General features: G+C 70.9%; 26 protein-coding genes and 1 pseudogene. 16 read left to right on the top strand and 11 right to left on the bottom strand.

The features are described 5' to 3' along the window. The coding region (locus I4J89_RS22955; RefSeq protein WP_196416080.1) for a Clp protease N-terminal domain-containing protein at positions 1 to 235 on the bottom strand (235 nt) is incomplete at its 3' end. Positions 236 to 459: 224 nt separating this feature from the next. On the opposite strand from I4J89_RS22955, the gene I4J89_RS22950 reads away from it, so the two are divergent. Both I4J89_RS22950 and I4J89_RS22945 read left to right on the top strand, forming a co-directional pair. Then, positions 460 to 807, top strand: a complete 348-nt coding sequence (locus I4J89_RS22950; RefSeq protein ID WP_196416079.1) for a hypothetical protein — start codon at positions 460 to 462, stop codon at positions 805 to 807. A gap of 162 nt (positions 808 to 969) precedes the next feature. Then, a complete protein-coding gene (locus I4J89_RS22945; protein ID WP_196416078.1) occupies positions 970 to 1650 on the top strand; it encodes a DivIVA domain-containing protein in 681 nt (226 codons plus the stop codon). A gap of 75 nt (positions 1651 to 1725) precedes the next feature. On the opposite strand, the gene I4J89_RS22940 is transcribed toward I4J89_RS22945, so the two are convergent. Together I4J89_RS22940 and I4J89_RS22935 are read right to left on the bottom strand one after the other, a co-directional pair. Continuing rightward, the gene (locus I4J89_RS22940) at positions 1726 to 3435 is read right to left on the bottom strand and encodes an acyl-CoA dehydrogenase family protein (RefSeq protein WP_196416077.1); all 1710 of its coding nucleotides are present in this window, start codon (positions 3433 to 3435) and stop codon (positions 1726 to 1728) included. A gap of 14 nt (positions 3436 to 3449) precedes the next feature. Next, on the bottom strand, positions 3450 to 3995 hold the full coding sequence (locus tag I4J89_RS22935) for a PadR family transcriptional regulator (RefSeq protein ID WP_196416076.1): 546 nt from the start codon (positions 3993 to 3995) through the stop codon (positions 3450 to 3452). Between the two features lie 92 nt (positions 3996 to 4087). Between I4J89_RS22935 and I4J89_RS22930 the strand changes: the two genes are divergently transcribed. From I4J89_RS22930 to I4J89_RS49710, 3 genes and pseudogenes are all read left to right on the top strand, one after another. Continuing rightward, the gene (locus I4J89_RS22930; RefSeq protein ID WP_196416075.1) at positions 4088 to 4468 is read left to right on the top strand and encodes a hypothetical protein; all 381 of its coding nucleotides are present in this window, start codon (positions 4088 to 4090) and stop codon (positions 4466 to 4468) included. A 37-nt stretch (positions 4469 to 4505) separates the two neighbouring features. Beyond that, entirely contained in the window at positions 4506 to 5966 is a 1461-nt protein-coding gene (locus I4J89_RS22925; protein ID WP_196416074.1) for an FAD-binding oxidoreductase, read from the top strand. Between the two features lies 1 nt (position 5967). After that, a pseudogene (locus I4J89_RS49710) lies at positions 5968 to 6738 on the top strand (carbohydrate kinase family protein); the annotation flags it as partial. Here I4J89_RS49710 and I4J89_RS22920 read toward each other — a convergent pair. After that, entirely contained in the window at positions 6711 to 7772 is a 1062-nt protein-coding gene (locus tag I4J89_RS22920) for a DMT family transporter (RefSeq protein WP_196416073.1), read from the bottom strand. The pseudogene I4J89_RS49710 and the gene I4J89_RS22920 overlap by 28 nt on opposite strands. Between I4J89_RS22920 and I4J89_RS22915 the strand changes: the two genes are divergently transcribed. Continuing rightward, positions 7771 to 9186 carry an aminotransferase-like domain-containing protein gene (locus I4J89_RS22915; protein WP_196416072.1) on the top strand — a complete coding sequence of 472 codons (1416 nt, stop codon included), beginning with the start codon at positions 7771 to 7773 and terminating at the stop codon, positions 9184 to 9186. The genes I4J89_RS22920 and I4J89_RS22915 overlap by 2 nt on opposite strands. Here the strand turns inward: I4J89_RS22915 and I4J89_RS22910 are convergent. Continuing rightward, entirely contained in the window at positions 9140 to 9802 is a 663-nt protein-coding gene (locus tag I4J89_RS22910) for a TetR/AcrR family transcriptional regulator (protein WP_196416071.1), read from the bottom strand. The two genes, I4J89_RS22915 and I4J89_RS22910, sit on opposite strands and share 47 nt — an antisense overlap. 88 nt (positions 9803 to 9890) lie before the next feature. Here I4J89_RS22910 and I4J89_RS22905 point away from each other — a divergent pair, with 88 nt between their 5' ends. After that, complete coding sequence (locus I4J89_RS22905) at positions 9891 to 10598, top strand: DUF4386 domain-containing protein (protein WP_196416070.1); 708 nt, start codon at positions 9891 to 9893, stop codon at positions 10596 to 10598. Positions 10599 to 10750: 152 nt separating this feature from the next. Then, the gene (locus tag I4J89_RS22900; protein ID WP_196416069.1) at positions 10751 to 11053 is read left to right on the top strand and encodes a hypothetical protein; all 303 of its coding nucleotides are present in this window, start codon (positions 10751 to 10753) and stop codon (positions 11051 to 11053) included. Between the two features lie 380 nt (positions 11054 to 11433). Here the strand turns inward: I4J89_RS22900 and I4J89_RS22895 are convergent, their stop codons facing one another. Beyond that, complete coding sequence (locus I4J89_RS22895; RefSeq protein WP_196416068.1) at positions 11434 to 11958, bottom strand: helix-turn-helix domain-containing protein; 525 nt, start codon at positions 11956 to 11958, stop codon at positions 11434 to 11436. 68 nt (positions 11959 to 12026) lie between these two features. Further along, positions 12027 to 12635: a TetR/AcrR family transcriptional regulator gene (locus tag I4J89_RS22890; protein ID WP_196416067.1), complete on the bottom strand. Its 609-nt coding sequence runs from the start codon at positions 12633 to 12635 to the stop codon at positions 12027 to 12029. Positions 12636 to 12747: 112 nt separating this feature from the next. Between I4J89_RS22890 and I4J89_RS22885 the strand changes: the two genes are divergently transcribed. From I4J89_RS22885 to I4J89_RS22870, 4 genes are all read left to right on the top strand, one after another. Continuing rightward, positions 12748 to 13332, top strand: coding sequence for a TIGR03086 family metal-binding protein (locus I4J89_RS22885; protein ID WP_196416066.1), 585 nt, complete (start codon positions 12748 to 12750; stop codon positions 13330 to 13332). After that, positions 13329 to 13730, top strand: a complete 402-nt coding sequence (locus I4J89_RS49705) for a ribosomal maturation YjgA family protein (RefSeq protein WP_309238431.1) — start codon at positions 13329 to 13331, stop codon at positions 13728 to 13730. Before I4J89_RS22885 ends, I4J89_RS49705 begins: the two co-directional genes overlap by 4 nt. A 649-nt stretch (positions 13731 to 14379) precedes the next feature. Beyond that, positions 14380 to 15954, top strand: a complete 1575-nt coding sequence (locus tag I4J89_RS22875; RefSeq protein ID WP_196416064.1) for an ABC-F family ATP-binding cassette domain-containing protein — start codon at positions 14380 to 14382, stop codon at positions 15952 to 15954. 126 nt (positions 15955 to 16080) lie between these two features. Next, positions 16081 to 16569: a LuxR C-terminal-related transcriptional regulator gene (locus I4J89_RS22870; RefSeq protein WP_309238430.1), complete on the top strand. Its 489-nt coding sequence runs from the start codon at positions 16081 to 16083 to the stop codon at positions 16567 to 16569. 69 nt (positions 16570 to 16638) lie between these two features. Here the strand turns inward: I4J89_RS22870 and I4J89_RS22865 are convergent, their stop codons facing one another. Continuing rightward, positions 16639 to 18006 (bottom strand): gluzincin family metallopeptidase, encoded by a 1368-nt coding sequence (locus I4J89_RS22865; protein ID WP_196416062.1) that lies wholly within the window; start codon positions 18004 to 18006, stop codon positions 16639 to 16641. Positions 18007 to 18128: 122 nt separating this feature from the next. Here I4J89_RS22865 and I4J89_RS22860 point away from each other — a divergent pair, with 122 nt between their 5' ends. Beyond that, positions 18129 to 18878 (top strand): SDR family oxidoreductase, encoded by a 750-nt coding sequence (locus I4J89_RS22860; RefSeq protein WP_196416061.1) that lies wholly within the window; start codon positions 18129 to 18131, stop codon positions 18876 to 18878. Between the two features lie 7 nt (positions 18879 to 18885). Here I4J89_RS22860 and I4J89_RS22855 read toward each other — a convergent pair whose 3' ends face one another. After that, entirely contained in the window at positions 18886 to 19890 is a 1005-nt protein-coding gene (locus I4J89_RS22855) for a permease prefix domain 1-containing protein (protein WP_196416060.1), read from the bottom strand. Further along, on the bottom strand, positions 19887 to 20246 hold the full coding sequence (locus tag I4J89_RS22850) for a PadR family transcriptional regulator (RefSeq protein ID WP_196416059.1): 360 nt from the start codon (positions 20244 to 20246) through the stop codon (positions 19887 to 19889). The genes I4J89_RS22855 and I4J89_RS22850 overlap by 4 nt, the downstream gene beginning before the upstream one ends. A gap of 105 nt (positions 20247 to 20351) precedes the next feature. Here I4J89_RS22850 and I4J89_RS22845 point away from each other — a divergent pair, with 105 nt between their 5' ends. The 3 genes from I4J89_RS22845 to I4J89_RS49700 are packed head-to-tail and all read left to right on the top strand — an operon-like array spanning position 20352 to position 24637. Beyond that, on the top strand, positions 20352 to 21158 hold the full coding sequence (locus tag I4J89_RS22845; RefSeq protein ID WP_196416058.1) for an arylamine N-acetyltransferase family protein: 807 nt from the start codon (positions 20352 to 20354) through the stop codon (positions 21156 to 21158). Between the two features lie 31 nt (positions 21159 to 21189). Next, complete coding sequence (locus tag I4J89_RS22840) at positions 21190 to 22629, top strand: diguanylate cyclase domain-containing protein (RefSeq protein WP_196416057.1); 1440 nt, start codon at positions 21190 to 21192, stop codon at positions 22627 to 22629. A 40-nt stretch (positions 22630 to 22669) separates the two neighbouring features. Further along, complete coding sequence (locus tag I4J89_RS49700) at positions 22670 to 24637, top strand: methyl-accepting chemotaxis protein (protein WP_309238429.1); 1968 nt, start codon at positions 22670 to 22672, stop codon at positions 24635 to 24637. Positions 24638 to 24640: 3 nt separating this feature from the next. Here I4J89_RS49700 and I4J89_RS22830 read toward each other — a convergent pair whose 3' ends face one another. After that, the gene (locus tag I4J89_RS22830; RefSeq protein WP_196416056.1) at positions 24641 to 25396 is read right to left on the bottom strand and encodes a sulfite exporter TauE/SafE family protein; all 756 of its coding nucleotides are present in this window, start codon (positions 25394 to 25396) and stop codon (positions 24641 to 24643) included. Between the last annotated feature and the right edge of the window lie 17 nt (positions 25397 to 25413).

Here is a 25413-nt window from a genome sequence, read left to right as displayed (position 1 = left end):
GGATGTGCCCGCTCGGCGCCTGCTGGCCCTGACCGATGATCTCCTCGACCTGCTGCCGCACTCCCTCCAGGGAGATGCCCAGGCTCTCCAGAGCCTTGGCCGCGACACCCTCACCCTCGTGGATCAGCCCGAGGAGCACATGCTCGGTCCCGATGTAGTTGTGGTTGAGCATCCGGGCCTCTTCTTGGGCCAGGACGACAACCCGTCGCGCTCGGTCGGTGAACCGCTCGAACATGCCCATCACGTCCTCGCGCGGGCACCCACGTCACCCGCCGGACGGACGGCGCGAACGCACCGCAGCGGTCTGCCAGCGCTGAGTCGGGGACTCTTGGCCACGTCGCATGGTTGACGTGGGCAGCCACTCGTGGCACGGGCGGGCGCTCCACCCACCAGAATGCTAACCCAGTCACACCAACCCCGGAGTGATCAGCAATCACGCCGGGTGGCAAGCTTTCGCTCGTGGAAGCGATCCGGTTGATCCTGCTGTTCATTCATCTGATCGGGTTCGCGCTGCTGCTCGGCGGCGCGGTCACGCAGTTCCTGTCCGGCAAGTTCCGGATCAACCCGGCGATCCTCTGGGGCGCGGTGATCCAGCTCGCCTCCGGCCTGCTCCTGTCGGCGCCACTGCGCGGTGGGGGAGACGACGAGCCGAACCCGATCAAGCTCGGCGTCAAGCTGCTCTTCGCCGTACTGATCTTCATCATGGTCTTCATCCCGCGTAAGCGGGAGGCGGTCAACAAGGGCCACTTCATCGGCATCATCGCACTGACCCTGGTCAACGCGGCGGTCGCCGTCTTCTGGCACTGATCCGCGTCGCCGGTCACCAACCGCGAACTCGGGCATCGCTGCGGCCAGCGCCTGTGGGCGTGGCGGCGTACGCTCGATCAGCCGCCGGTGGTCGGCGGCCACGCGATCATGCCCGTAGGATTCGGGCCGCACCACTGCAACCGACGGGAACCGAGGAGCACGATGCCGCTCACACCGGCAGACATTCACAATGTCGCCTTCAAGAAGCCTCCGATTGGCAAGCGTGGCTATGACGAGGAGGAGGTCGACGCGTTCCTGGACGAGGTCGAGCAGGAGCTGACCCGTCTGCTGGAGGAGAACGGCGTTCTCCGCGACCAGATGCAGCGCGGCGGAGGCGGCAACGCGGCCTCGACGATGGTGCTCAACAACGAGTTCGCCGATCTGGCCGCACAGCTGGAGCGCCTCCAGGAGGCCCGCGCCCGCGCCGAGCAGAACGCGCGCAGCGTGCAGGCGCAGCTGGAGCGGGCCCGCAGCGCGGCCCCGACCGGCCCGGCCCCGTCGGCCGGCGACGACGACCGCAACTCCCGGGTGCTGATGATGGCCCAGCGCACCGCCGACGAGCACATGCGCGACGCCCAGCGCGAGTCGGAGACCATCATCACCAACGCGCAGACCAAGGCCGAGCAGCTGGTCAGCGAGGCGCAGCTGAAGGCCGGCACGATCGAGTCCGACGCGCGCCGCAACCACACCGAGGCGATGGACAGCCTGGTGGAGAAGCGGGCCGCCCTGCTCGACGAGATCGACCGCTTGGGCCAGCTCGCCTCCAGCTACCAGGAGGCGCTGACCAACCACGTCACCCAGCAGCTGATGGACCTGACGAGCAACCCGGAAGCCGCCGGCTGACCGGTCCCGTCGGTCGATCGACCGCCCGCCACTGAACCCGGTGGCGGGCGGTCGCTGTATCAGCCGGCCGGAGAGTTACGGGCGCATCTCGTAGGCGCCGACCAGGCTCAGCACCTGCTGCCAGACCCGCCCGGTGCGCGCCTCGTCGGTCACCGGGCGCCGCACCTGGGACAGCGCCCACGTGGCCTGCTCGTCGGTGGTCGCCGACTTGCCGTGCAGCTCGGTCGCGTACTCGGAGAAGTCGCGCACCAGGATCGCGAAGATCTCGTCCAGGACGTCGCCGTCCAGGCCGGTCAGTGACGCCTGCTCCAGGATCAGCTGTCCGTAGACGACCAGGGCGAACAACTGCCCGAGCGAGAGCAGGAAGTCCAGATCCGCCTGCTGCGCCTCGTCCGGCGCGTGCTTGAGCAACAGGTCGCAGAGCCCGTCGGCCTGTGCGCGGAACCGGGCCACGTTGGGCACCGCGGCGTGCGTGTCGTACGCGATCCGCCAGTCGTGGAACTGGATCCGGCCGAGACCGCGAGCCGGGCCCTGGTGGAACAGGAACTCGTCGTCGGTGGCGTCGTGCCGGGTCGGCACCGGCTCGTACGAGGCCGGGCGGAACAGGTAGTTCGGCATGAACTTGAGGATCAGCGCCAGGTTGACGTGCACGGTGCCCTCGAGTTTGGGCAGGCCGCGGATGTCCTTGGCGGCCTTGTCGAAGTAGGTGTCCGCCTCGAAGCCCTTGGCCGCGATCACGTCCCAGAGCAGGTCGATGACCTTCTCGCCCTCGGTGGTGACCTTCATCTTGGTCATCGGGTTGAACAGCAGGTAGCGGCGGTCGTCGGGGCCGGCCGAGCGGAAGTAGTCGACGGCCCGGTCGGCGAACAGCTTCATCGCGACGAGCCGGGCGTACGCGTCGGTCAGCTCGCGGCGGACGTGCGGGAAGGCGGTGACCGGCTTGCCGTACAGGATCCGCTGGTGTGCGTGGGTGACCGCCTCGTAGGTGGCGTGCTCGCAGATGCCGATCGCGGCCGTGCACAGGTTGAACTTGCCGACGTTCACCGTGTTCAGCGCCGCGTCGAAGGCCGCCTTGCCGGTGTGCAGGATGTCTTCCTCGCGCACCGGGTAGTCCTCGAGCCGGAACTCGCTGACGAACATCTGCGAGTTCACGACGTTCTTGATCAACTTGTAGGAGGGGTGCCGGCTGTCGGCGGCGAAGAACACGTACCCGTCCGGCCCGTCGATGTCGGCGCGGCGCCCGAAGACCGAGACCAGCCCCGCGACGTTGCCGTTGCCGATGTAGTACTTCCCGCCGTCCGCCCGGAATCCGCCGTCCGGCGAAGGCGTCAGGATCATGTCGGTGGCGTAGATGTCGGCGCCGTGCGAGCGCTCGGAGAGGCCGAACGCCATCACGTGCCCGTCGTCGAGCAGCCGCGCGGCGTGCGCCCGGGCCTCGGTGTTGCCGCTCTGCCAGACCGGGCCCAGCCCGAGGACGGTGACCTGCCAGGTGTACCAGTAGTTCAGCCCGTAGAAGCCGAGGATCTCGCTGAGCGCGACGTTGCGGGCGGTGTCCCAGCGCTTGTCCTTGTCGTCGCCGCCCTCGGCAGCCGGGGTCAGGAACGTCGCGAACAGGCCCGACTTCGCGGCGAAGTCGAGGAAGTCGGCGTACCAGGCCCGGTCGATGTAGGTGTCGAGCAGTGCCTTCTTGCCGCGCTCCTCGAAGAAGTCGATGGTGGCGCGTAGCAGCTGCCGCGACTCGGGATCGAGGTGCACCGGGTCGTAGGTGTGCGGGTTGAGGAGCACTGGATAAACCCCTTTCAAAGGGCGCGAAGGGTGTCGAGGACGTCGTCGAGCCAGTCGAGGAGCATCCGCTCGTACGCGATGCCGCCGCGCAGTACGACGTGCTGCAACCGCTGGCCGGCGTCGAGCTCGGTGCCGGCCGGGAAGTCACGGCCCTCGCCGTGCACATAGCGTTCCAAAACCGCCTCGTGGGTCTTGCGGTAGCGCTCCACCTCGGAGATCAGCGCGGCCCGGCCGGCGGCGTCGTCGAAGGCCGCGCCGCGGATCTTCACGGCCAGCTCGTGCCGGACCGCTTCCGGCTGCACCGGGTCACGCAACCAGGTGATCAGCTCCGCCCGGCCGGCCTCGGCCACCGAATAGGCCCGCTTGTCGGGTCGCCCATCCTGTCCGATCTCCTCGGCGATCACCCAGCCGTCTGACTCCATCCGTTTGAGGACGCGGTAGATCTGCTGATGCGTAGCCGTCCAGAACCGGCCGATGGACCGGTCGAAGCGGCGGGCCAGCTCGTATCCGGACCCTGGTTGCTCCAGCAGGGAGACGAGAATCGCGTGTTCAAGGGCCATGGGCGCCATCATGCTATGCAACTAGTTGCATAGCAACCGGAAGGGGGGATCGCGTCTGGTTGCCGTTCCTGTCCCATCGGTAGCATGCGATTGTGAGCGGCGCGGCGATTCCGGACGATCAGGCGGCACGCGCTTCCGACTTGGACGAGCGGGAGCGGCGTCTGCTCGAGCGTGAGCGCGCGGCCGACCGGCGCGATGAGCTTGCCAACCAGCGGGAGCGCCTGGCCGACCTGCGGGAGAGTGCGGCTGACGCCCGTGAGGCGGAGGCCAACGAGCGCGAGCGCCGCCTCGACGACGAGGCCCATGAGCAGGCCAGTCGCCTGGTCGACCCGATGACCCGCTTCCAGGGCTCGGTCGCCCGGGCGTCGGACAAGACCGCCCGCAGCAACGAGTTCCTCGAGCGGTCCCGGGAGAACGTCCAGCGGGGCGTGGATCGCATCAACCGCCTCCGGGCCGAGGTCGACGGCGATTGAGCTTCGGACTCTTTGTCCGATATGACACGATATGGTGATGTCGCTCTCCCGCCGGGTCGTGCTCGGCGCCGGAGCCGCCGCCCTGACCGGCGCCGCACTCCGGCCACCCTCTGTCGCTGCCCGACCCGCCCGGCCCGCCATTGACTGGGCGGCCCTCGACGCGTCCCTGGAGGGCTCGGTCGAGCTGCCGGGAACCGCCGGTTACGACGCCGCCCGGCGTCTGGTCGACCCGCGCTTCGACCGCGTCCGCCCGCCCGCGGTGGCCCGCTGCGCCTCCGCCGAGGACGCCGCCGAGGTGGTCCGCTTCGCGCGCCGGTCGCGCATCCCAGTGGTCACCCGAGGTGGTGGTCATTCGTACGTGGGCGCGTCCACCGCCGCGTCCGGAGTGGTCCTGGACCTGCGCCGGCTCGACGACGTGCGCAACGACCCGGCCAGCGGCACCGCCGAGATCGGCGGCGGGGCGCGGCTCATCGACGTGTACAACGGGCTCGGCGCCTCCGGCGTCTCGATCCCTTCGGGAGCGTGCGGGTCGGTCGGCATCGGCGGGATCACGCTGGGTGGTGGGATCGGCATGGCTGCTTCGGCGTACGGGCTGACGTGCGACGCCGTGACCGCGGCCGACGTGGTCGGTGCCGACGGACGGCTGCGAACCGTCGACGCGGAGCGCGAGCCGGACCTGTTCTGGGCGCTGCGCGGAGGCGGCGGCGGGCAGTTCGGCGTGGTGACCCGATGGCGGATGCGCACCCACCGGGTCGCGACGGCCGGCTCGTTCGTCCTGCACTATCCGTGGACCGACGCGGCCCGGGTGGCCACCGGCTGGCAGGCGCGGCTGCACTCGGCACCGGACGAAGTGTGGTCGTCGTGTCAGTTCGGCTCGGACGAACGAGGGCGGTTGTCCGTACGCATCTCGGGGTTCGTCCTGGACGGTGACCCGGCCGCCGAGGCCGCGGAGATCGCTCGCGCCGCCGGGCGCGAGCCGGCGAAAGCCAAGCTGCGCCGGCGCTCCTACCTGGAGGTCGCGCATGACCGGGCCGGATGCGTCGACGCCGAGGGATGCGCGAACCGCACCACCGAGCTGGCCGGCAGCGACATCTTCCGGCAGGTGCTGCCGGCACCCGCGATCGCCGCGCTGCTGGCCACCGTGGAGCGGCGGGCCCGGCAGCGGCGATACGGCCACGCCGCGCTCAAGCGGCTGACCGGCGCCGTCGGGCGGGTCGCGCCGGAAGCGACCGCGTTCCCGTGGCGCGGGGCGCACACCATGCTGCAATGGCTGGTCGGGCTGCCGGCGGGCGACACCACCGGAGTCTCCGACGGGTACGCGTGGATCGAGTCCGGCCACCAGGCGATGCGCCGCTGGTCGGCCGGCAGCTACGTCAACTACCTGGAGCCCGGGCCGGCCATGCTGCCCCGCTACTACGGGCCGAACTTCGCCCGGCTGCGCTGGATCCGTACGGCAGCCGATCCGCACGGGTTGTTCCGGTCCCCGTACGCTCTCTGACGTGCAGCCTGTATTGATCGCCGGACCGGTCTCCTGGAACCTTCTGATCCACGTCGGCGAGTTGCCGCCCGCGCGGCCGCACACGGTCTTCGCGGAGTGGCACCACGAGGCGATCGGCGGCACCTCGGCCGGCAAGGCGCTCAACCTGGCGCGCCTCGGCGTACCGGTGACGCTCGCGACCGTCCTCGGCGACGACGAGCCCGGCCGGCGCATCGCGACCGGCCTGGCCGGCGCCGGGATCGAGGTGCTGGCCGCGCCGAGCGAAAACGGCTCGGAGCGGCACACCAACCTGATGGACTCACACGGGCGGCGCCTGTCGATCTACCTCACCCTGCCGGTCGCCGCGGAGCCGGTCGCCGTGCCCGCCGAGACGCTCGCCGCGGCCGCGGTGGTGGTCGCGGACCTCGCCGAGCACACCCGCCCGGTGCTGCGCGCCGCCCGCGCCGCCGGCAAGGAGATCTGGTGCGACCTGCACGACTATGACGGGAAGAGCGAGTTCCACCGGGAGTTCGCGGAGACGGCCGACTGTGTCTTCCTCAGCTCGGAGCGGCTCGCCGACCCGGAGGCGTTCCTGCGGGAGCGGATCGCCGCCGGGGCCCGGCTCGCGGTCTGCACGTCCGATGCCGAGGGCGCGATCGCCCTGGAGCGCGGCGGCGACGTGGTCAAGGTGCCGGCCGAGCGAGTGGACGAGGTGGTGGACACGAACGGTGCCGGCGACGCGTTCTTCGCCGGCTTCCTCGCCGCTCACCTGCGGGGTGAAGCGCTGCCGGAATGCCTGCGCCAGGCCGCCCGCGCGGGCGCGGCCGCGGTGCGCTCGCGCGAGCTGGCGTCCGCCGAGCTCACCCCGGCTCTGCTGGCCGCCGGTTCCTGACCGCCGACGGCGGCCGGCTGCTGTTTCCTGCCGGCCGGAGCAGGACGGCCCGGCCGGCGGACGCGCTGGGTGAGGGCGACGCAAGCCAACACCACGACCGCGGCGGCGATGGCGCCCGCGCCGACGGCCTCGCCGAGCAGCAGCGCGGACCAGAGCAGGGTGAGCACCGGCTGGGCGAGCTGCACCTGACCGACCCGGGCGACGCCGCCGCGGGCCAGGCCGGCGTACCAGGCGAAGAAGCCCAGGAACATGGAGACCGCGGTGAGGTAGCCGAACGCGGCCCAGGAGGCGGCGCCGGCGCGCGGCGGGTGGGTGGCGGCTGCGAGGAGCGTGACCGGCACGGTGGCCGGCAAGGCGAGGAGCAAGGCCCAGCAGATGGTACGGGCGCCGCCCAGTTCCCGGGCCAGCGCGCCACCCTCGGCGTACCCGAGCCCGCACAGGATCACCGCAGCGAGCAGGTACAGGTCGGTCACCGACAGGGCACCGTGCACCGCGCCGCTGCTGATCAGGAAAGTGAGCACCGCGACCAGCCCGCCGCCGCTCGCTATCCAGAACAGGACCGGTGGCCGCTCACCGGCTCGCAGCACCGCGAAGACGGCGGTGATCGCGGGCAGCACGGTGACCACCACCGCGCCGTGCGACGACGTCTGCGTGGTCAGCGCCAGCGAGGTGAACAGCGGGAACCCGGCGACGACACCGAGCGCGACCACCGCGAGCCGGCGCCACTGTCCGGCGGTAGGCCGGGGCGCGCCGGTACACCGCAGATAGACCCCGGCCAGCAGCGCTGCTCCGACCGCCCGGCCGAAGGCGACGAACCACGGGTCGAGCTCGTGGACGGCGACCCGGGTGAAGGGCAGGGACAGGCTGAAGGCGAGCACACCCAGCGCGCCGAGTGTTATCGCTCCGGCGCCAGTAGCGCTACTCTGTTCTCTCATGAACGACGGTAACGCAACGGGCCGTGTTATCCAAGATCTTCGTCGGCTGGCGACCGGTGCGGAGCCGGGCACCCGGCTGCCCTCGGTGCGGGAGCTGACCGCGCGGCATCAGGCCTCGCCGGTGACCGTCGCCGAGGCGATCCGGCGCCTGGTCGGGGAGGGGCTGGTGGAGACCCGATCCGGGCGGGGCACCTTTGTGGCCGCTCGGCAGCCGGAGCGGCGTACCCCTGATCTGTCCTGGCAGACAGTGGCGCTGGGGCCGCGCCGTGCGGGGGAGGAGGAGATGCAGGCGTTACTGGCGTTACCGCCGGCCGGGGCGATTCCGCTCTCCGGTGGCTACCTGGACGCCGACCTGCAACCGGCCGCGGCGCTCGGCGCCGCGCTCGCCCGGGCGGCCCGGCAGCCGGCCACGTGGCACCGCGGACCGGTGGAGGGGCGCGCTGACCTGCGGGACTGGTTCGCCCGGGAGGCGGGGACCGGGCTGCGCGACGATGATCTGGTGATCTGCCCGGGCGGGCAGGCCGCGCTCAGCTCCGCGCTGCGCGCGCTCGCCGCGCCCGGCGACACCCTGCTGGTCGAGTCGCCCACCTACCTGGGTGCGCTGGCCGCCGGCCACGCGGCCGGGCTGCGGGTGGTTCCGGTGCCGGCAGACGCGGACGGGATACGCCCGGACCAGCTCGCCGCGGCTTTCGCACGCACCGGGGCACGCCTGTTCTACTGCCAGCCGCTGTACGCCAACCCGACCGGCGCGACCCTGGCAGCGCACCGCCGGGCCGAGGTGGCCGCGATCGTACGCGACGCCGGCGCCTTCCTGATCGAGGACGACTACGCCCGCGACCTGGTGATCGACGGCGACGCCCCGCCACCGCTGGCCGCCGGCGACCCCGACGGGCACGTGGTCTACCTGCGGTCGCTGACCAAATCGGCGGCGCCCGGGCTGCGGGTCGCCGCGATCGGTGCCCGTGGCCCGGCCGGTGCCCGGCTGCGGTCGGCCCGCCTGCTCGACGACTTCTTCGTGGCCGGCCCGCTCCAGCAGGCCGCCCTCGAGTTCGTCACCTCGCCGGCCTGGGGCCGTCACCGCCGTACCCTGCGGGCCGCGCTCCGCTCCCGGCGCGACGCCCTGCTCGCCGCGCTCTCCCGACACCTGCCGGACCTCGTCCCGCCGGCCGTACCCCGCGGCGGCCTGCACCTGTGGGTACGCCTCCCGGACCACACCGACGACGTCACCGTGACCGCCGCCGCGGCCACCGCCGGCGTGATCGTCTTCCCGGGCCGCCCCTGGTACGCCGCCGAGCCACCCGCCCCGCACCTGCGCCTCACCTACGCCGCCGCCCCGCCCGAGCTGATGGACGAGGCCGTCCGCCGCCTCAGCCGCGCAGTCGCTCCAGCCCGTCAAGCAGCAGATCGAGGGTGAACTCGAACTCCACCTGACTGTCGCACCAGCCCAGCGTCGGATCGTCGGCCGCGTGGATCTCGGAGGCCAGCATCGCGGTCAGATGCGGCATCGCCTCGGCCATCGCGGCGAGGTCCTCCTCTTCCTCGGCCTCCGCGTCGCCGGGAGCGAAGATCTCCTGGGCGAACCCGAGCGTCATGCTCCCGAAGGCGTGCAGCGCCCGGTGCGCCAGCCGGTACGAGAACCCGGCGCCGACGAGGGTGCCCACGATTGAGTCGTAGTAGGCGTACACCACGGGTGGCACCGCGCTGCGGGTGGTCAGCAGGCCGGGCGCCCAGGGGTGCCGCAGCATGATCCGGCGCGCGGTCAGGAACTGCTCGCGCAGCCGCTCCCGCCAGTCCCCGGCCTCGACGCCGGCGACCGCCACGCAGATCTCCGCGAGCACGGTCTCCACGACCCCGTCGAGCAGGGCTTCCTTGGCCGGCAGGTGGTAGTAGAGCGACATCGCCTCGACCTCCAGGTCGGCGGCGAGCCGGCGCATGGTCAGCGCTTTCAGCCCTTCGGCGTCGGCGATCGCCACCGCCGCACCGAGGACGCGCTCGCGACTGAGCGGCGTCCGGGATGCCTTCGCTGCCACCGCTCTTCCCTTCCCTTGACTCCGGGCGCTACCTTACAACGTACGGCAACCTTACGTCGTAAGGTTGATCCTTTTCCGAGGAGTCACGATGCACGCGCTGATCCGCACCGCCCGGACCACCGGGCTGTTCTACCTCGGCCTCGCCATCACCGGCATGATCGGCTTCCTGCTCATCCGGCCTCAGCTCTTCACCGCCGGCGATGCCACCGGCACGCACGCCAATCTGGGTACGCACGAAGCACTCGCCCGCGCCGGCGTCGCCTTCGAGCTGCTCATCGTCCTGACCCAGGCCCTCGCCGCGGTCTGGTTCTACCGCCTCTTCCGCCGCAGCGACCCGGTCAACGCGCTCGGCGTCGCCGCGTTCGGCCTGGTCAATGCGGTGATCATCCTCGCCAGCGCGGCCATGCTCGGCGCCGCGATGGAGATCACCCAGGACCCGTTCGGCGACACCGCCTCCACCGTCCAAACGCTGTACCTGGTCAGCGACAACCTGTGGGCCGTCGGCGCGATCTTCTTCGGGCTGTGGCTGATCCCGATGGGCCGCTGCGTACTCAACTCCGGCCTGATGCCCCGCCCGCTCGGCTGGACCCTGGTGGCCGGCGGTGTGGGCTACGTGGCCGCCGCTTTCATCCGCTACGTCGCTCCGGACGCCGGTGTGATCGCCGACCTGATCACCATCCCGGCCACGGTGGGCGAGTTCTGGGTGATCGGCTACCTGCTGATCCGCGGCGTCCGCCGCTCGGCTGCCGTCGACGCCGCCGCGCCCGCCGACACTCCGGCAGTCGCCCGCGTCTAGCCGGTCTCCCGTGCCGGCGCCTCCGCAGCGCTCCAGCGGAAGCGCCGGCCGCCGGCGGGACTGCGTCGGCGCGTACCTCGGAAAGACGTGACGCCGCACGCAGCGGGATGGGGCGGGCATGGTCGGCGCCGGGGCGAAAGTAGGCTGGTCCGGTGACTTATCCAGCGGACAGCCCGGTCAACGCGGTTCGGGTCGAGCGTGCCGGTGACCATTTCCGAATTCTGTTGCGGCGGGCTGACGGCCGGATGGATGTGATTCAGCCGGCTTCGGTGCGCAGCGGACTGCGTACCCCGGGTGATGTGCTTGTCGAGCTGCTCGCGCATGGTGTGCCGGAGGAGGATGCGGCGCACTGCGTCAGTGAGGTGGAGCCGGGGTTCGACGCCCGGGCCGAGCTGGAGCGGCGGAGCCCGGTGGCGGCTGAGGTCAAGTTCCGGCGGGAACGCAGCAGGTCCTAGGTCAGCGGAACGTGTACTCGTGGCGGTCGAAGTCCAAGGTCCAGGCGTAACGGCTCGACGAACCAGTTCAGGTCGTGGCGTTCGCTGAAACCGCCGCGAGCGAACATGAAGTGGTCGCCCCACAGGTGGAACGGGATCCCGAGCTTGGCCGCCCGTAGGCTCGGCCGGGCGGTCCAGGTGCAGTAGTGCCTGCGCGACCAGGGCGTCCAACCGACGGGGACGCAGGCTTGCATGGCGGGCGAGCGCCTGCTCGTAGCGGCCCTTCACGTAGTCGGTGTGGAACAGCAGGCGGGCGCGTTGCCGCGGGGAGGTTTCGGCGGCCAGGCGGGCGGCCTCGTCGATGTCCCCGCGAGCCCAGGCCTGCCAAGCGGCGCGGTTCCTCATGGCCCCACCCCCGTGGGCGGCGGGCTTGGCGCGGTGAGGTCGCCGGCGGCGGCGAGGATGACCAGGAGCGGCACCACGGCTTCGGCGGCCAGTTCGTACTCGCCGCGCTTCGGCTGGAGGATCAGGCCGGCGGCGTGCAAGGCACGCAAGTGGTGGTAGAGGTGGCCGGAAGAGGTTTCGCCGAGCACGTCCTGCAGATCGGTACGCGTGCGCGGCGCACCCAGCAGTGCCGTGAGCAGGCGGAGGCGGGCCGGGCTGCCCAGGGACTCCAGCGTTGTGGCGACGGACCGCAGGTCGGCGGCGACCAGGTCGCGGACCTCGTGCTCCTTGGCCCACAGGTACCTACGGTCCTCGAAGCCGGCCGCGCCCGCGTAGCTGATCGCCCCGGTCACGTCCTGCGCCTCGGCTGTGTCGGCGCGCTCGCCCAGCCGGTTGAGCAGGGTCAGGGTCTCGTCGCCGCGTTCCAGCCGGGCGACGCGGCTCTCCAGCGCGGCGAGACGTTCCTCGATCGGCTCCGGCATCCGGAACTCCCTTCGCTCGTTCTTCCGTAATTACGGAAATCGAAGGCGAGGTGTCAACGCTTCGTGCGTCATCTGCCGGATCGGGAGGCTGCTCCCAATCGGTGGTCGACGGCGATGCGGGCCCGGCGGTAGGCATCGGCGTCGTCGAAGAGCAGGGACGCCGCATTGGCGGTCTGCAGGAACGCGAGCAACTCGAACGCGAGCTGGTCGGCGTCGGTGTCCGCGGGGAGTTCGCCCAGGCCGCGAGCCTCCTCGACGGTCCGGGTGAGCAGGTCCCGCCAGTCCTGGCCGGCGGCGGTCAGGGTGTCCCGGATCCGGCCGGGGCGGGCGTCGAACTCGGCGTTGACCGAGAAGAAGAAACAGCCGCCGGCGAAGGTCCGCTGCTCCGAGTAGTGCAGCCAGTTGTCCAGGAGCCGGCGCAGCCGGTCGAGGCCGGGTTCGACGGCGAGGGCGGGCTTGACCACCTCGTCCACGAAGATCGTGGTTGCGGTACGGATCGTGGCGAGCTGCAACTCCTCCTTGGAGCCGAAGTAGCCGAAAAGCCCGCTCTTGCTCATGCCCAGCTCGGTGGCGAGGCGCCCGATCGACAGGCCTTCGAGTCCGTCCTGGGAGGCGATGTCGGCGGCCCGGCGCAGGATGGTCTGCCGTGCTCCGTCGTCCCGTGGCCGTCCCACCATGCCGCTCCGCCTTTCTCCGCACGAACGTTCGGTCAAACCCTATCCGGGCCGGGCGGGACGTGTTAGCTTGCATTTCACGTACGAACGTTCGTACATGAAAAGGGGTTTTGTCATGGTGAAGTTGAATGAGCGGGCTCTGGACCTCACCGAGCAGGTGATCGAGCAGGTCACGGACGAAGAGCTGGACCGGCCGACGCCGTGTGCCGGCTGGCGGATGGAGGATCTGCTCCGGCACCTGGTGAGCCTGAACCGCGGATACGCGGCCGCCGCCGAGGGGGAGGCGGCCGTCTGGGACGACAAGGACCTCGGTGGCGACCACCGGCGTGCCTTCCGCGAGTCGGCCGAGGCGGTCCGCACGGCGTTCCGCGCGCCGGGCTACGCCGAGCGGCGCGTGCCGGTGAGCCGGTTCGGCACCTTCAGCGGGCGTACCGCCGCCGGGTTGCACCTGGTGGAGGCGGTCGCGCACGGCTGGGACATCGCGGTCAGCATCGGCGCGCCCTACCAGCCGGACGACGAACTCGTGGACGTGGCGTACGCGGTCGTCGCCCGCTTCCCGGAGGGTGCCGGTCTGCGCGGACCGGGTGCCCCGTTCGGTGAGGTGGTCCCGGTGGCCGACGCCGCCCCGGCCCTCGACCGGCTGCTCGGGCTGGTGGGCCGTGACCCGGCGTGGAGTCCGGGCGGTACGGTCACGCCGTGAGATGGCGGGTACGGGGGATCGCGCTGGCCACCGCGGCCGGGTTCCTCGCCGTGGCACTGGGGATCCGGCTGCTGGTCAGCGCCGGCGGAGTCCTCGACGGGTCCGGCGCGCTGGCCCAGCACTCCGGCACCGCGCTGTACGCGTCGATGGTCTACGCCGGCGTGTTCCTGCTCGCCCCGGCCACCCGGCCGGTCGTCGCCGGTGCGTGGGCGATCGCCTTCTGCTGGCTCGTCGAGTGTCTGCAGCTCACCGGCGTGCCCGCCGAACTCTCCGAGCACAGCCTGCTCGCCCGGCTCGTGCTCGGAGCGACGTTCGACCCGGCCGACCTGTTCTGGTACCCGGTCGGCGTCCTCCCGCTGGTCGCCCTGCATCAGGTGGCCGCTAGAGGGCTTCCGTAGTCAGGGTCCCCAAGCGGTGATCTTGCTTGGCCCAACCTCAATGCTGTCTCAACGGCCGCCAGACAGCACCCATGTTGGGCCGGGGCCGGCCCCGCGGGGTGCGGGCCCCGCGCGGCGCGGCTCGGTGCGGCCTCGGGAGGCGGTGACAGCCATCAGGCACAGGCCAGCGCCCTGGGCGTCGGGTCCGGGTAGTAGGGCCGCCAACGCCTAGGTGGTCGGCGCGGGGATTACTGCCGGTAGCCGTCGTTGCGTGGTGATTTGCGGAATGCGGTGGATCGGGTGCGTCCGCGCGCACCGGATCCACCACGATCCGCGAGATCGGCCCCCACTCCGGCCACCCCCGGCTACCCCACCGTGACTTCGGCCGTGCTGTTTCCCGGCGGTCGCGCTGGGGCGGTGAGGGGAAGCCTGGCTCGCGCGGGGAGAGCGGGGACAGGGTCGGCTTCGGCGGGACGACCGATCACGCGTACCCCGAAGAAGCAGGACCGGCAGAACCTCGACCCGGGGTTAAACGGGTGGCCGCCCTGGCGCGGGCCTGACTATTCTGGCCGCGTGCCATACGTCTTCTACCTCTGAGTTCCGACTCCACCTTCCGGTCCGGAGTCGCTTCACCCTGCCCTGAGCAGGGAAATCTCAGAGGAAACAGAAGATGTCCATCAGCATCACCCTGCCCGCACGCGCCCGGGCACAGCTCGTCGCCACCCAGCTCCGTGTCGTCCGCGGCGGTCGTGCCGTGCTCGACGGTGTGGATCTCGCGGTCTCGGCCGGCGTCCGGTGCGGCGTCATCGGTGAGAACGGCCGCGGCAAGACCACTCTGCTTCAGGTGTTGAGTGGTGCGCTGGCCCCGGACGGCGGTGCCGTCCAGCGGGTCGGCACCATCGGCGTCGCCGAGCAGGAGATGGCGGCCGCCGGCGGCGAGACGGTCGGCGACGCCATCGACGCCGAGCTCGCCGACGTCCGGACCGCACTCCAGGCACTGGACGAGGCCGCTGAGGCGCTGGCCGGTGAGCAGCCGGGAGCCGAGGAGGCGTACGCGTGGGCGCTGGACGCGGCCGAACGGCTCGACGCCTGGGACGCCGACCGGCGCGTCGACCTGGCCCTGGAGAGTCTCGGCGCGACCACCGACCGGACGCGGCCGTTGCGGACGCTGTCGGTGGGGCAGCGCTACCGGGTCCGGCTGGCCTGCCTGCTCGGGGCCGGCCACGACTTCCTGTTGCTCGACGAGCCGACGAACCACCTGGACGCGGCCGGCCTCGACTTCCTGACCGCCCGGCTGCGGGAGCATCCGGGCGGGATCGTGCTGGTCAGTCACGACCGGGCGTTGCTCGCCGACGTGACGACCACGATCGTCGACCTGGATCCGAGCCGGGACGGCCGGCCCACCGTGTACGGCGGTGGATACGCCGGGTTCCAGGCCGGGCGGGCGGCGGCGCTGACCCGGTGGGAGCAGGAGTACGAGCGGCAGCAGGCGGAACACGTCCGCCTCGCTCAGGATCTGTCCGAGGCGCAAAATCGCCTGGTCACCGGCTGGCGGCCGGACAAGGGCACCGGCAAGCACCAGCGGGCCACCCGGGCGCCGGGGCTGGTCCGCTCGGTCCACCGCCGCCGCGAGGACCTGGTCCGGCACGCGGTGACCGCGCCGGTGCCGCCGCTGCGGTTCCGGATGCCGGCGCTGCCCGCCCGGCCCGGTGTCACCCTGCTGTCGGCGGCGGGTGTGACGGTCGACGGGCGGCTGCGGAGTGCGGTGTCGCTCCAGGTGGAATCCGGGTCGCGGCTGGTGGTGACCGGGCCGAACGGTGCCGGCAAGTCGACCCTGCTCGCCGTCCTCGCGGGGCTGCGGGACGCCTCTTCCGGTGAGGTTCGGCGTGCTCCGGGCGTACGCATCGGATTGCTGGCGCAGGAATCGCCGGAGAGTGACGCGCGCCGCGCGGAGGAGGTGGTGGCGGTGATCGCGGATCTCGGGTTGTTGTCGGCGGCCGACCGCCGGCGACCGGTGCGGGAGTTGTCCACCGGGCAGCAGCGCCGGCTGGACCTGGCCGTTCTCCTGGCGGCGGAGCCGCACGTGATCCTGTTGGACGAGCCGACCAACCATCTGTCGATCGCTCTGGTGGATGAGTTGACGGAGGCGTTGCGGGTCACCCCGGCGGCGGTAGTGGTTGCCACGCACGATCGGCAGATGCGCCGGGACGTGTCCGATTGGCCAGAGTTGCCGCTGATGGACTAATCCACAGTCTGCCAAGGTCGTGTCCGGTATCGAACATTCGGAGCTGGCATCAAACGAAAGATCTAAATTCCTGACATGTCACTGCAACCGCACGAAAGCCTCGCTGGTGACGTTTCAGGTAGGCCAGTGTTGGCACCGCACCTCCAGGAGACCCTCGAGTCACTCGCCGCGGGCGAGACGGCCCGGGAGATGGCAGCGCGGCTGTACATCTCCACGAACACCGTCAAGTCCCGGCTCAGGACGCTCTACCGGCAGCTCGGCGCCCGTGATCAGGCGCACGCGGTCGCGATAGGGTTCCGGCTCGGGATTCTCCGCACCAAGGACGGCCCCGTGTCCCGCCGCGACGGGGCCGTCCCACCGATGCAGCCGGTGGTCATCGGCAGCCTCAACCCACAGCGGCTCCGCACCACGATCGCCGATCTGACGGCGCTGCTACGCGTCGCCGAATTGGACCCCTGTCCGCAAACAACAAAGTCGACCCGAGATCTCCTGCAATACGTGGGCGAACTCGCCCGCGGCGACCTCGCACAGCCGGACGGTGACCCGAAGGCCGTGCTGGCGAAGATCGCGGAGATCGTCGAGGCGGCAACCGAACCGGTGTCGTTGAGCTACTAGAACCGGACAATCTGGAGTGGCCGGCGGCCACCCGGTAGTCACCCCCGGCGTGGCCGCCATGCCAACGTGTCAACGGGCGGTGCGCACCGCCGACGAGTCCGGCCGCGGAGCCGGCACCCGGTATCCGGAACGCCTGGCCGCGCCGTCGGGCACCGGTGACGGTTCTGTCTCATCGAAACCGCAGTTCGCCAGCGTGTGCTGGCGCATCATCAGCGACGTGGGCAGTGGGGCGATCTCCCGCCACGCGAAGCACTCCCGGATGATGCCGGCGTTGACGCCGCCGGTGAGGTCGCGGTCGGCCTGCAACATGGTGCGCAGAATGCTGTGGTAGGTGAGGAAGTCCGGCGAGATCTTGCCCCAGGTCACCGCCAGCAACCGGCCGACGTAGTCGCGGGCGAGCAGCAGTGAGTCCTTGAAGGCGGCCTCGTTCCCGGTGTACGCCGAGGTGAACTCGTCCTGGATCTGAGTCAGGTCGTGGGCCGTGCCGGGCAGATTGGTCGAGCGCGTCCGCAGGTCCTCGGTGATCAGCTTCTTCGCGACCAGGTCCTGCTGGAAGACCTCGACCATGGTGTCGAAGATGGCGCCGGTCAGCGGCAGCGAGCGGTCGTGCGGTTCCTCGCCGACGTCCGACATGCGCAGGCCGTTGAAGGCGATCCGGATCTGCCGGCTGTCCGACAGCTCACCCACCCGGTCCAGGCCGTTGATGGTGAGCAGGTTGCCCTTGGTGCTCTCCAGCAGGAGATCCACCACGGAGTTGAAGTGCAGCGAGGCGATGATCGCCACCAGGTCGCCGGCCGATTCGTGCATCCCGCCGTAGTCGACGCCGTCGTCGGTCGGGCTGGCCGGGAAGCCGACCTCGGCGAAGATGATGCTGTGCCCGAGCTCGTGGGCGAGCACGTCGAAGTTCTCGCAGTACGGCCGGGTGTGGTCGATGGTGCCGTTCGCGGTGCGGCCGAACCCGAACTCCAGGAAGCCGTATCCGGACTGGGCGTTGTTCCACTCGATCAGCGGGATCAGTTCGAGCCGGGAGAAGTCGGATTCGAAGTGCCACTGGATGGTGTGGCCGAAGTAGTCCTCCCAGATGTCGAGCACCCGGCGGACCGTGGCGTACATGGTGGCGGCCGAGAACTCGCGGCTGTTCGGGTCCAGGTGGTCGAAGTGGCCGTTCTCGCCGGCCCGGATCGGCGGCTGGAACGCGCCCTGGTACGGCGGACGGAAGAAGCGGTTGTAGGGCAGCTTGCCGATCGCGTCCACCACGAACATCCGGTCGTCGGCGGGTCCGGGCTGGATCGCGGCCGGCTCGAGGGCGATGACCACCTGCTCCGGCTCGGGGAACAGTGGTCCTGAGCCGTCGGCCTTCTGCAGGAAGCGGGGTTGCGGGAAGATCCGGAATCGAGTGCCGGAGTCGGAGATTCGGCGATCCAGCTCCAGGGACATGGAAGACCTCCTAGGTCGAGACCTCCAGCGGTATCCGCGCACTGACACCGAGTCAACGAAGCTGTCCAAGAACCATCCGAAATCGCTTGTCACAAAGGGGTGGGTTGTCTCGTCCGTGTCGCATGAGTGTTATCGCGGTGGCCGGTGGAACCGGTGTTATCGGACGGATGGTCGTCGAGGCGGCCCGCAGTGCCGGGCACGACGTGGTGGTGATCGCCCGGTCCGCGGGGGTGGACCTGATGACCGGGGCGGGCCTGGACGACGCGCTGCGCGGCGTACAGGTGGTGATCGACGTCGCCAACGTGACCACGATGAGCCGGAAGAAGGCGGTGGGATTCTTCGGCGCGATGACCGAGCGGCTGCTCGCTGCCGAGCAGCGGGCCGGGGTGGGTCACCACGTAGTGCTGTCGATCATCGGGATCGATCGGGTTGACTACGGCTATTACGAGGGCAAGCGCCGTCAGGAGGAACTGGTGACGGCGGGGCCGGTGCCGTGGACCATCCTGCGCGCCGCCCAGTTCCACGAGTTCGCCGGACAGATGCTCGACCGGCTGCCCGGTCCGGTGACGCCGATGCCGAGGATGCTCAGCCAGCCGGTGGCCGCGAAGGAGGTGGCCGAGGAACTGGTCCGCCTCGCGGCCGGCGAGCCGCGGGGCTTCGCACCCGAGATCGCCGGGCCGGAGCGGCTCGACGTCACCGACATGGCCCGGGACGTGATCCGCGCCCGGCATCAGCGGCGGGTGATCCTGCCGCTTCGGATACCGGGCGCGGTGGGTAAGGCCATGCGAGAGGGTGGTCTCCTGCCGACCGGCGAGGCGACGGTCGGCAGGATCCGTTTCGCGGATTGGCTGGGGGCTAGCCGAGCGGTTTAATCCGGGGTTACATCGGTTTTCCGCTGCGGGTAAGTGCAGTGAACTCGCGGCCGGTGCCGGGAACGGGGGTGGGCAGTCCGCGGCGGGCACGCTCGGCGCGGATCGCCACCTCGATGATGTCCCAGATCGTGCCGAGCGCCACGATCGTGATGACGATGCCGGTCAGCCAGGACAGCGGATCCACGCTGCCCCAGTCCTGCATGGCGATGAACTCCGGGTTGAAGAACCGCTCGGTGGCGAGCAGCCAGATCATCGGGACGGCGAAGAGCAGCCCGAGCACCGCGTTCGCCGCGGTGGCGGCGTGCGTCCAGCCGTGGCTGCGGAACAGCCAGACCCCGTAGACGCCCTCCAGGATCATCACGACGATGAAGTACGGCCACCAGAAGGTCCAGTTGTCCGGGTCCAGCACCGGCACCTCGCTGAAGGTGAACTGCTGGAGGACCAGGGCGGCGATCACCAGCACCGGCCAGAGCAGGCTGCCGGCGAACTGGCCGACGGTCAGGAAGCCCGGCTCGTAACTGGGCAGGTCGTCCGGCGACCAGGCGCGGTTGCGGCGCAGCTCGGCACGGCCGACACCGGTACGCTCCAGCACCGCGAACACCGCGGTGACCCAGAAGGCCAGGTTGACACCGATGGTCAGCAGGTTGCCGATCACGCCGCCGATGACCTCGCCGAAGCCGGCGCCCTCGACCGCGTCGAAGATCGCCAGGATGGTGACGGCCGTCGGCAGCACGACCCAGGCCAGCATGGTCAGCAGGCGGCGCCAGTGCGGGTAGAGCTCCGGACCGATGAGGTAGAGGGGGCGGTCCGCGTATCCGTCGGCGAGCCGGTCGGGGTCGCCCAGCTCGACCAGGGTCTGCTCGATCGCGGCGTCGCGGGTCGAGCCGCCGTCGACCCGGGCCTCCACCGCGTCCTCGATGGAGGTACGCAGCTCCCGGTCGATGTCGGCGCGTTGCTGCTCGGGGACACGGCGCAGGACGGTGTAGACGTAGCGGTCGATGAGGGTGGTCACTTGTCGCTCCCTGAAACGGTCTCGGCGGGGGTGTCGAGGTCGGTGACCGCGCGGTCCAGTCGCGTCCACTCGTCGCGCAGCGCGGCCGCGATGGCGTCGCCCTGCTCGGTGGTGCGGTAGAACTTGCGCGGCCGGGCCTCATCGGTGTTCCACGAACTGGTCAGCAGGCCCTGGCTCTCCAGGCGCCGCAGCAACGGGTAGAGGGTGTTGGCCTCCACCTCGAACCCGGCCGCGCTCAGCGTTTCGAGCAGCGAGTACCCATACCCCGGCGTGCGCAGGACGGTGAGGCTCGCGACGACGACCGTGCCGCGGCGCAACTCCTGCAGGTGACTGGAGAGCGTCGCATCCATTGTCATGTCACTCACCATACTGTGTCTCACACACTATGGCAACCGACACTGCATTGTGTGCGGGGACGATGGTGTTGACCTCGACCAAGGTTCAGGTCCGATGCTGTGCGCATGGACGTGAATGCCTACCTGGACCGGATCGACATGAAGCCGCCGCACGCCGCCGACGCGGCGTACCTGCGCGAGCTGCACCGGGCGCATCAGAGCGCGGTGCCCTTCGAGAACCTGAGCATCCATCTGGGCGAGCCGATCACGCTCGGCGAGCCGGAGCTCTTCGACAAGATCGTACGGCGGCGGCGCGGCGGGTTCTGCTACGAACTGAACGGTCTTCTCGCGCTCCTGCTGGAGGAGCTCGGCTATTCGGTGGAGCGGCTCGCCGCCAGGGTGTTCGGCGGTGAGCACCTCGGTCCGCCCTTCGACCACCTGCTGCTGCTCGTCACCACGGCCGGCGGGGACGGACCGTGGCTGGTGGACGTCGGCTTCGGCAGTCACTCCACCTACCCGCTGGACTTCGCGGACCGCGCGGAGCAACGCGATCCGGGCGGGGTGTTCCGGCTGGCCGACGCGCCGGACGGGGACGTGGACGTGATCAAGGACGGTACGCCGGCGTACCGGATCGAGCGGCGCGTCCGTACGCTCGACGAGTTCCGGCCGACCTGCTGGTACCAGCAGACCTCGCCGGACTCACACTTCACCCGTGGCGACGTCTGCACCCGGCTGGACGGCGACGGGCGGATCACGCTCAGCGGCCGCAAACTGATCCGGACCGGCGCCGCCGGGCGTACCGAGACCCTCCTGGACAGTGGCGAGGCCGTGCTGGCCGCGTACCGGGAGCACTTCGGGGTGATCCTGGATCGCGAACCCACCGTGCGGAATCCTCAGGACCGTGGGGAGCGCGCCGATGCTGCTCAGCCGTAGGTAGGTCGGTTGTTCGCCGCTGGAGGTTGCGTTGAGTCGCGTACGGAACCTGGCCGGATACAGCCTCGACGCCATCGCGGTGATGGCGGTCTACCTGGTCATGTACCTGACCGGATACGGCGGCGACCAACCGCTCTGGTGCCTGGCCCTCGGTGTCTTCGGTGCCTTGCAGATGCAGCCCGGCTTTCAGCGGCGGCTGGCCCGCGGCGATCTGCGACGCTACGCCGCGCCACGGATGGTGCTGCTGATGGCCACCGCCACGGCGTTCATCTACGCCACCGGCTGGGGCGCGACGATGATGTGCGGGCTGAGCCTGGTCGTGGCGCTGCACATGCGCCTGTCCGGTGCGCACGGGTGGCGGCAGGGTCTGTTCTGGACCGTGCTGGGTGCGCTCGCCGGGCAGACGGCCATCGCGGTGGGCTGGGTGGAGTCGTACATCGCCGCGCCCGCGGTGCACCTCGTGGCGTTGGGCGGTGTGGTCCTGTCCGCTCTGCTGATCCGGACCATCGGTGTGACCGGCGAGGAGCGTCAGCACGCCGAGGGCACCACCCGGTCCACCGAGCGGCGGTATCGGGCCCTGATCCGGGACTCCGCCGACGTCTTCGCGATCTACCACACGGACGGCACTCTCGGCTATGTCAGCCCGGCGGTCCGCCAGCTCACCGGCCTGGACCCGAACCCGCGCCACTTCGAGGCGCTGAAGGGCTGCGTCCACCCGGACGACCTGCCGATCGGACAGGCTCTGCTGCACCGGGCGGCGGTGCCGGGCGAGCAACTCGAGTCGGCCGAGATCCGCGTCCGTGCCGCGGACGGCGGCTACCGGTGGACCGAGTGCACCATCCGGGACCACACCGGTGATCCCGACCTGCGCGGTTACGTGATCAACGTCCGCGACATCCACGACCGGAAGAGCAGTCAGGAACGGCTGGCCCACGCGGCCACCCACGACGCGCTGACCGGCCTGGTCAACCGGGCGGAGTTCGGCCGGGCCCTGGACGCGGCCTGCACGGCCGGTGAGACCGCGGTGCTCTTCGTCGACCTGGACGGCTTCAAGAAGGTCAACGACACGTACGGCCACGATGCCGGTGACGCCCTGCTGATCGCCGCCGCGGAGGCGCTGGTCCGCTGGTCGCCGCGGGGCGCCACGGTGGGCCGGTTCGGCGGCGACGAGTTCGGCGTGATCATCCCCTGGCCGTCCGGCGGCGCGGAGCAGGCGGCCGAGCGCATCCTGGCCGGTCTCAGCACACCGGTGCACTTCGCCGGCCGGGAGCTGGTGATCCGGGCCAGCATCGGCGTGGCGGTGAGCGCGCCGGGATCCACCTCCGGCGCCGGGGAACTGCTGCGCCGCGCCGACTTCGCCATGTACGAGGCCAAGCGGGCCGGCGTGCACGGCTTCGAGGTGGCACCGCCCTCGCGGGCTCTGCACCAGGTCCTCGTCCCGTCCGCGCGGCCGGCCGTTCAGGCGCGCTGAGGACGCTCAGTCGTGACCCGGAGGTGCCGAACAGGATGGTGTGCGCCGTTCCCGGATCACGATCAAGGTGCGCGTCATCGCCTCGATGGTGACGATGCTGGTGGTCGCCATGGCGGCTGTGGTCGCGTACATCACCAGCCGCAACACGGCCGACGCCCGTGAGGCCGGCTTCGCCTTCGCCGCCGAGACGGCCCAGCACAACGCCACCCAGATCGAAGAGGTACTGCTCGCCGGGCTGGGTACCGCCCGGGACATGGCGCAGGTGCTGGCGGCCAACGCGGAGACCGGTGCGAACCGGGGTGTCGCCAACGCCGAGATGCGGGCGGTGCTCACCGCGCACCCCGACCTGCTGGGCGTGTGGACGGGCTGGGAGCCGGACGCGTACGACGGCCGGGACCGCCGGTACCGCGGTGCCGACGGCCGGCACGACGCCACCGGACGGTTCGTGCCGTACTGGTTCCGGGACGGCGACCAGGTCACTTCCTCGCCGCTCGTCGACTACGACAAGCCGGGCGCCGGGGACTACTACCTGGTCCCGCGGGACACCGGCAAGGAGAAGGTGATCGAGCCGTACATCTACGAGGTCGGCGGCACGGACACCCTGATCACCTCGATCTCGGTGCCGATCGAGCGGAACGGCAAGGTGGTCGGCGTCGCCGGCATCGACATGTCCCTGGCGACGTTGCAGGAGCTGGTCGGCGCGGTCCGGCCGTTCGGTACCGGGTCGGCGACGCTGGTCAGCACCGCTGGCCTGCTCGTCGGCGGCGGTGACCCGGAGCAGGCCGGCCAGGCGGCCCCGGCGGAGGCCGCGAGCCTGGCCGCGACGGCCGCGCAGACCCAAGCGAGCAGCCAGGAGGTGGCCGAGAGCGACGGCGAGGAGATCGTCCGGATCGCCGCGCCGCTGGTCGTCGGCAAGAGCGACGTCTGGGCGCTGGTGGTGACCGTGCCGACCGGTTCGGTGCTCGCCGCCGCCGAGACCACCCGGTGGATCAGCGTGCTGATCACCCTGGTGGCCGTGCTGATCGCCGGGGTGGCCGCGTACTTCCTGGCCCGCACGATCGTGCGGCCGATCGAGAAGCTCCGCGACCGAATGGCCGAGATCGCCGACGGCGACGGTGACCTGACGCAGCGGGTCAGCACCGCCCGCGACGACGAGGCCGGCCAGCTCGCGGGCGCGTTCAACCGGTTCGTCGAGAAGGTGGCGGTCACCATCCGTGGCATCGCCGGTTCCACCGGAACCCTGGTCACCGCCGCGCACGAGCTCGACGACGTGAGCCGCCGGTTGCAGTCCGGCGCCACCGAGGCGTCCGACCAGGCCGGCTCGGCGAGTACCGCGAGCGAGGAGGTCAACGCCGGCGTACAGGCGATCGCGGCCGGCGCGGAGGAGATGAGCGCCTCGATCGCCGAGATCTCCTCCAACGCGACGCAGGCGGCCCAGGTCGCGGCGCAGGCCGTCTCGATCGCCGAGCGCACCAACGGGCAGGTCGCCGAGCTCGGCGCGGCCAGCAACGAGATCGGCGAGGTGGTTCGCCTGATCACCACGATCGCCGAGCAGACGAATCTGCTGGCCCTGAACGCCACCATCGAGGCCGCCCGCGCCGGTGACCTGGGCAAGGGCTTCGCCGTGGTGGCCGGCGAGGTGAAGGACCTGGCCCAGCAGACCGCCCAGGCGACCGAACAGATCACCGCCCGGATCACCGCGATCCAGACGTCCAGCGACGCCGCGGCGGCCGCGATCGGCGAGATCGCGCAGGTGATCACCCAGATCGGCGACTACACCACGACGATCGCCTCCGCGGTGGAGGAGCAGACCGCCACCACGGCCGAGATGAGCCGGACGGTCACCGAGGCCGCGGGCAACAGCGGGGACGTGGCCCGTACGATCACCGGCGTCGCACAGGTGGCCGCCTCCACCGCCGACGGCGCACGCAGCACCCAGCATGCCGCGGCGAACCTCTCCCAGCTCGCCGCCGACCTCACCAGGCTGGTCGGCGCGTTCCGCTACTGATGCTCACAGCATGCGCACGACCGCGGTCAGCCCGACCACCACGATCACCCCGCGCAGGGCCGAGTCGGGCAGCCGGCGACCGTACCGGCCGGCGACCAGACTGCCGGCGATCGAGCCGGCGGCGATCAGGGCCACCGGCGGCCAGGAGACTGTGCCGGCCCCGATGAAGATCACCGCGGCGACCGCGTTGACCAGCCCGGCGAAGACGTTCTTGACCCCGTTGAGCTGCTGCAACGTCGCCGGCACGAGCAGGCCGAGGATGCCGAGCAGCAGCACGCCCTGAGCCGCACCGAAGTAGCCGCCGTAGACGCTGGTGGCGAAGATCCCGGCGGTCAGCAGCAGCCCGGACCGGGAGGTGCCGGCCGGCGCCTCCCGGCGTTCGCGCAGCCTGCGGGACAGCCAGGGCTGGAGGACGACGAGGACCAGGGCGAGGCAGATCAAGACCGGAACGACCGCGCGGAACGCCTCGGCGGGTAGCACCAGCAGCAGCACAGCGCCGGTGATGCCGCCGAGCAGGGCGGTGGTGCCCAGGCGGAGCAGCAGGTGCCGCTGGGTGGCCAGCTCGGCGCGGTACGCCCACGCCCCGGCCATCGAACCCGGAACCAGGCCGACGGTGTTGGAGGCGTTCGCCACCACCGGCGGGTAGCCGAGCGCCAGCAGGACCGGGAAGGTGATCAGGGTTCCGGAGCCCACCAGGGTGTTGATCGCCCCGGCCGCGACTCCCGCGGCCAGGATCTGGGCGGCTTCGAGCAGGTCCATCGGGTACCACCTCTCCT

The sequence above is a fragment of the Actinoplanes aureus genome, from assembly GCF_015704865.1.
In the GTDB taxonomy this organism is placed as follows: domain Bacteria; phylum Actinomycetota; class Actinomycetes; order Mycobacteriales; family Micromonosporaceae; genus Actinoplanes; species Actinoplanes aureus.
Note: the sequence above shows the minus strand (reverse complement) of the source record. Positions and strands in the feature narration are given on the sequence as shown.

Excerpts from the sequence above, each read along its gene's own strand:
- I4J89_RS22860 (WP_196416061.1), top strand. The coding sequence starts at position 18,129 with ATGAGTGTTATCGCGGTGGCCGGTGGAACCGGTGTTATCGGACGGATG.
- I4J89_RS22850 (WP_196416059.1), bottom strand. The coding sequence starts at position 20,246 with ATGACAATGGATGCGACGCTCTCCAGTCACCTGCAGGAGTTGCGCCGC.
- I4J89_RS22915 (WP_196416072.1), top strand. The coding sequence starts at position 7,771 with ATGAACGACGGTAACGCAACGGGCCGTGTTATCCAAGATCTTCGTCGG.
- I4J89_RS22945 (WP_196416078.1), top strand. The coding sequence starts at position 970 with ATGCCGCTCACACCGGCAGACATTCACAATGTCGCCTTCAAGAAGCCT.
- I4J89_RS22875 (WP_196416064.1), top strand. The coding sequence starts at position 14,380 with ATGTCCATCAGCATCACCCTGCCCGCACGCGCCCGGGCACAGCTCGTC.
- I4J89_RS22845 (WP_196416058.1), top strand. The coding sequence starts at position 20,352 with ATGGACGTGAATGCCTACCTGGACCGGATCGACATGAAGCCGCCGCAC.
- I4J89_RS22925 (WP_196416074.1), top strand. The coding sequence starts at position 4,506 with ATGTCGCTCTCCCGCCGGGTCGTGCTCGGCGCCGGAGCCGCCGCCCTG.
- I4J89_RS22865 (WP_196416062.1), bottom strand. The coding sequence starts at position 18,006 with ATGTCCCTGGAGCTGGATCGCCGAATCTCCGACTCCGGCACTCGATTC.
- I4J89_RS22895 (WP_196416068.1), bottom strand. The coding sequence starts at position 11,958 with ATGCCGGAGCCGATCGAGGAACGTCTCGCCGCGCTGGAGAGCCGCGTC.
- I4J89_RS22830 (WP_196416056.1), bottom strand. The coding sequence starts at position 25,396 with ATGGACCTGCTCGAAGCCGCCCAGATCCTGGCCGCGGGAGTCGCGGCC.
- I4J89_RS22885 (WP_196416066.1), top strand. The coding sequence starts at position 12,748 with ATGGTGAAGTTGAATGAGCGGGCTCTGGACCTCACCGAGCAGGTGATC.
- I4J89_RS22920 (WP_196416073.1), bottom strand. The coding sequence starts at position 7,772 with ATGAGAGAACAGAGTAGCGCTACTGGCGCCGGAGCGATAACACTCGGC.
- I4J89_RS22890 (WP_196416067.1), bottom strand. The coding sequence starts at position 12,635 with ATGGTGGGACGGCCACGGGACGACGGAGCACGGCAGACCATCCTGCGC.
- I4J89_RS22905 (WP_196416070.1), top strand. The coding sequence starts at position 9,891 with ATGCACGCGCTGATCCGCACCGCCCGGACCACCGGGCTGTTCTACCTC.
- I4J89_RS22935 (WP_196416076.1), bottom strand. The coding sequence starts at position 3,995 with ATGGCCCTTGAACACGCGATTCTCGTCTCCCTGCTGGAGCAACCAGGG.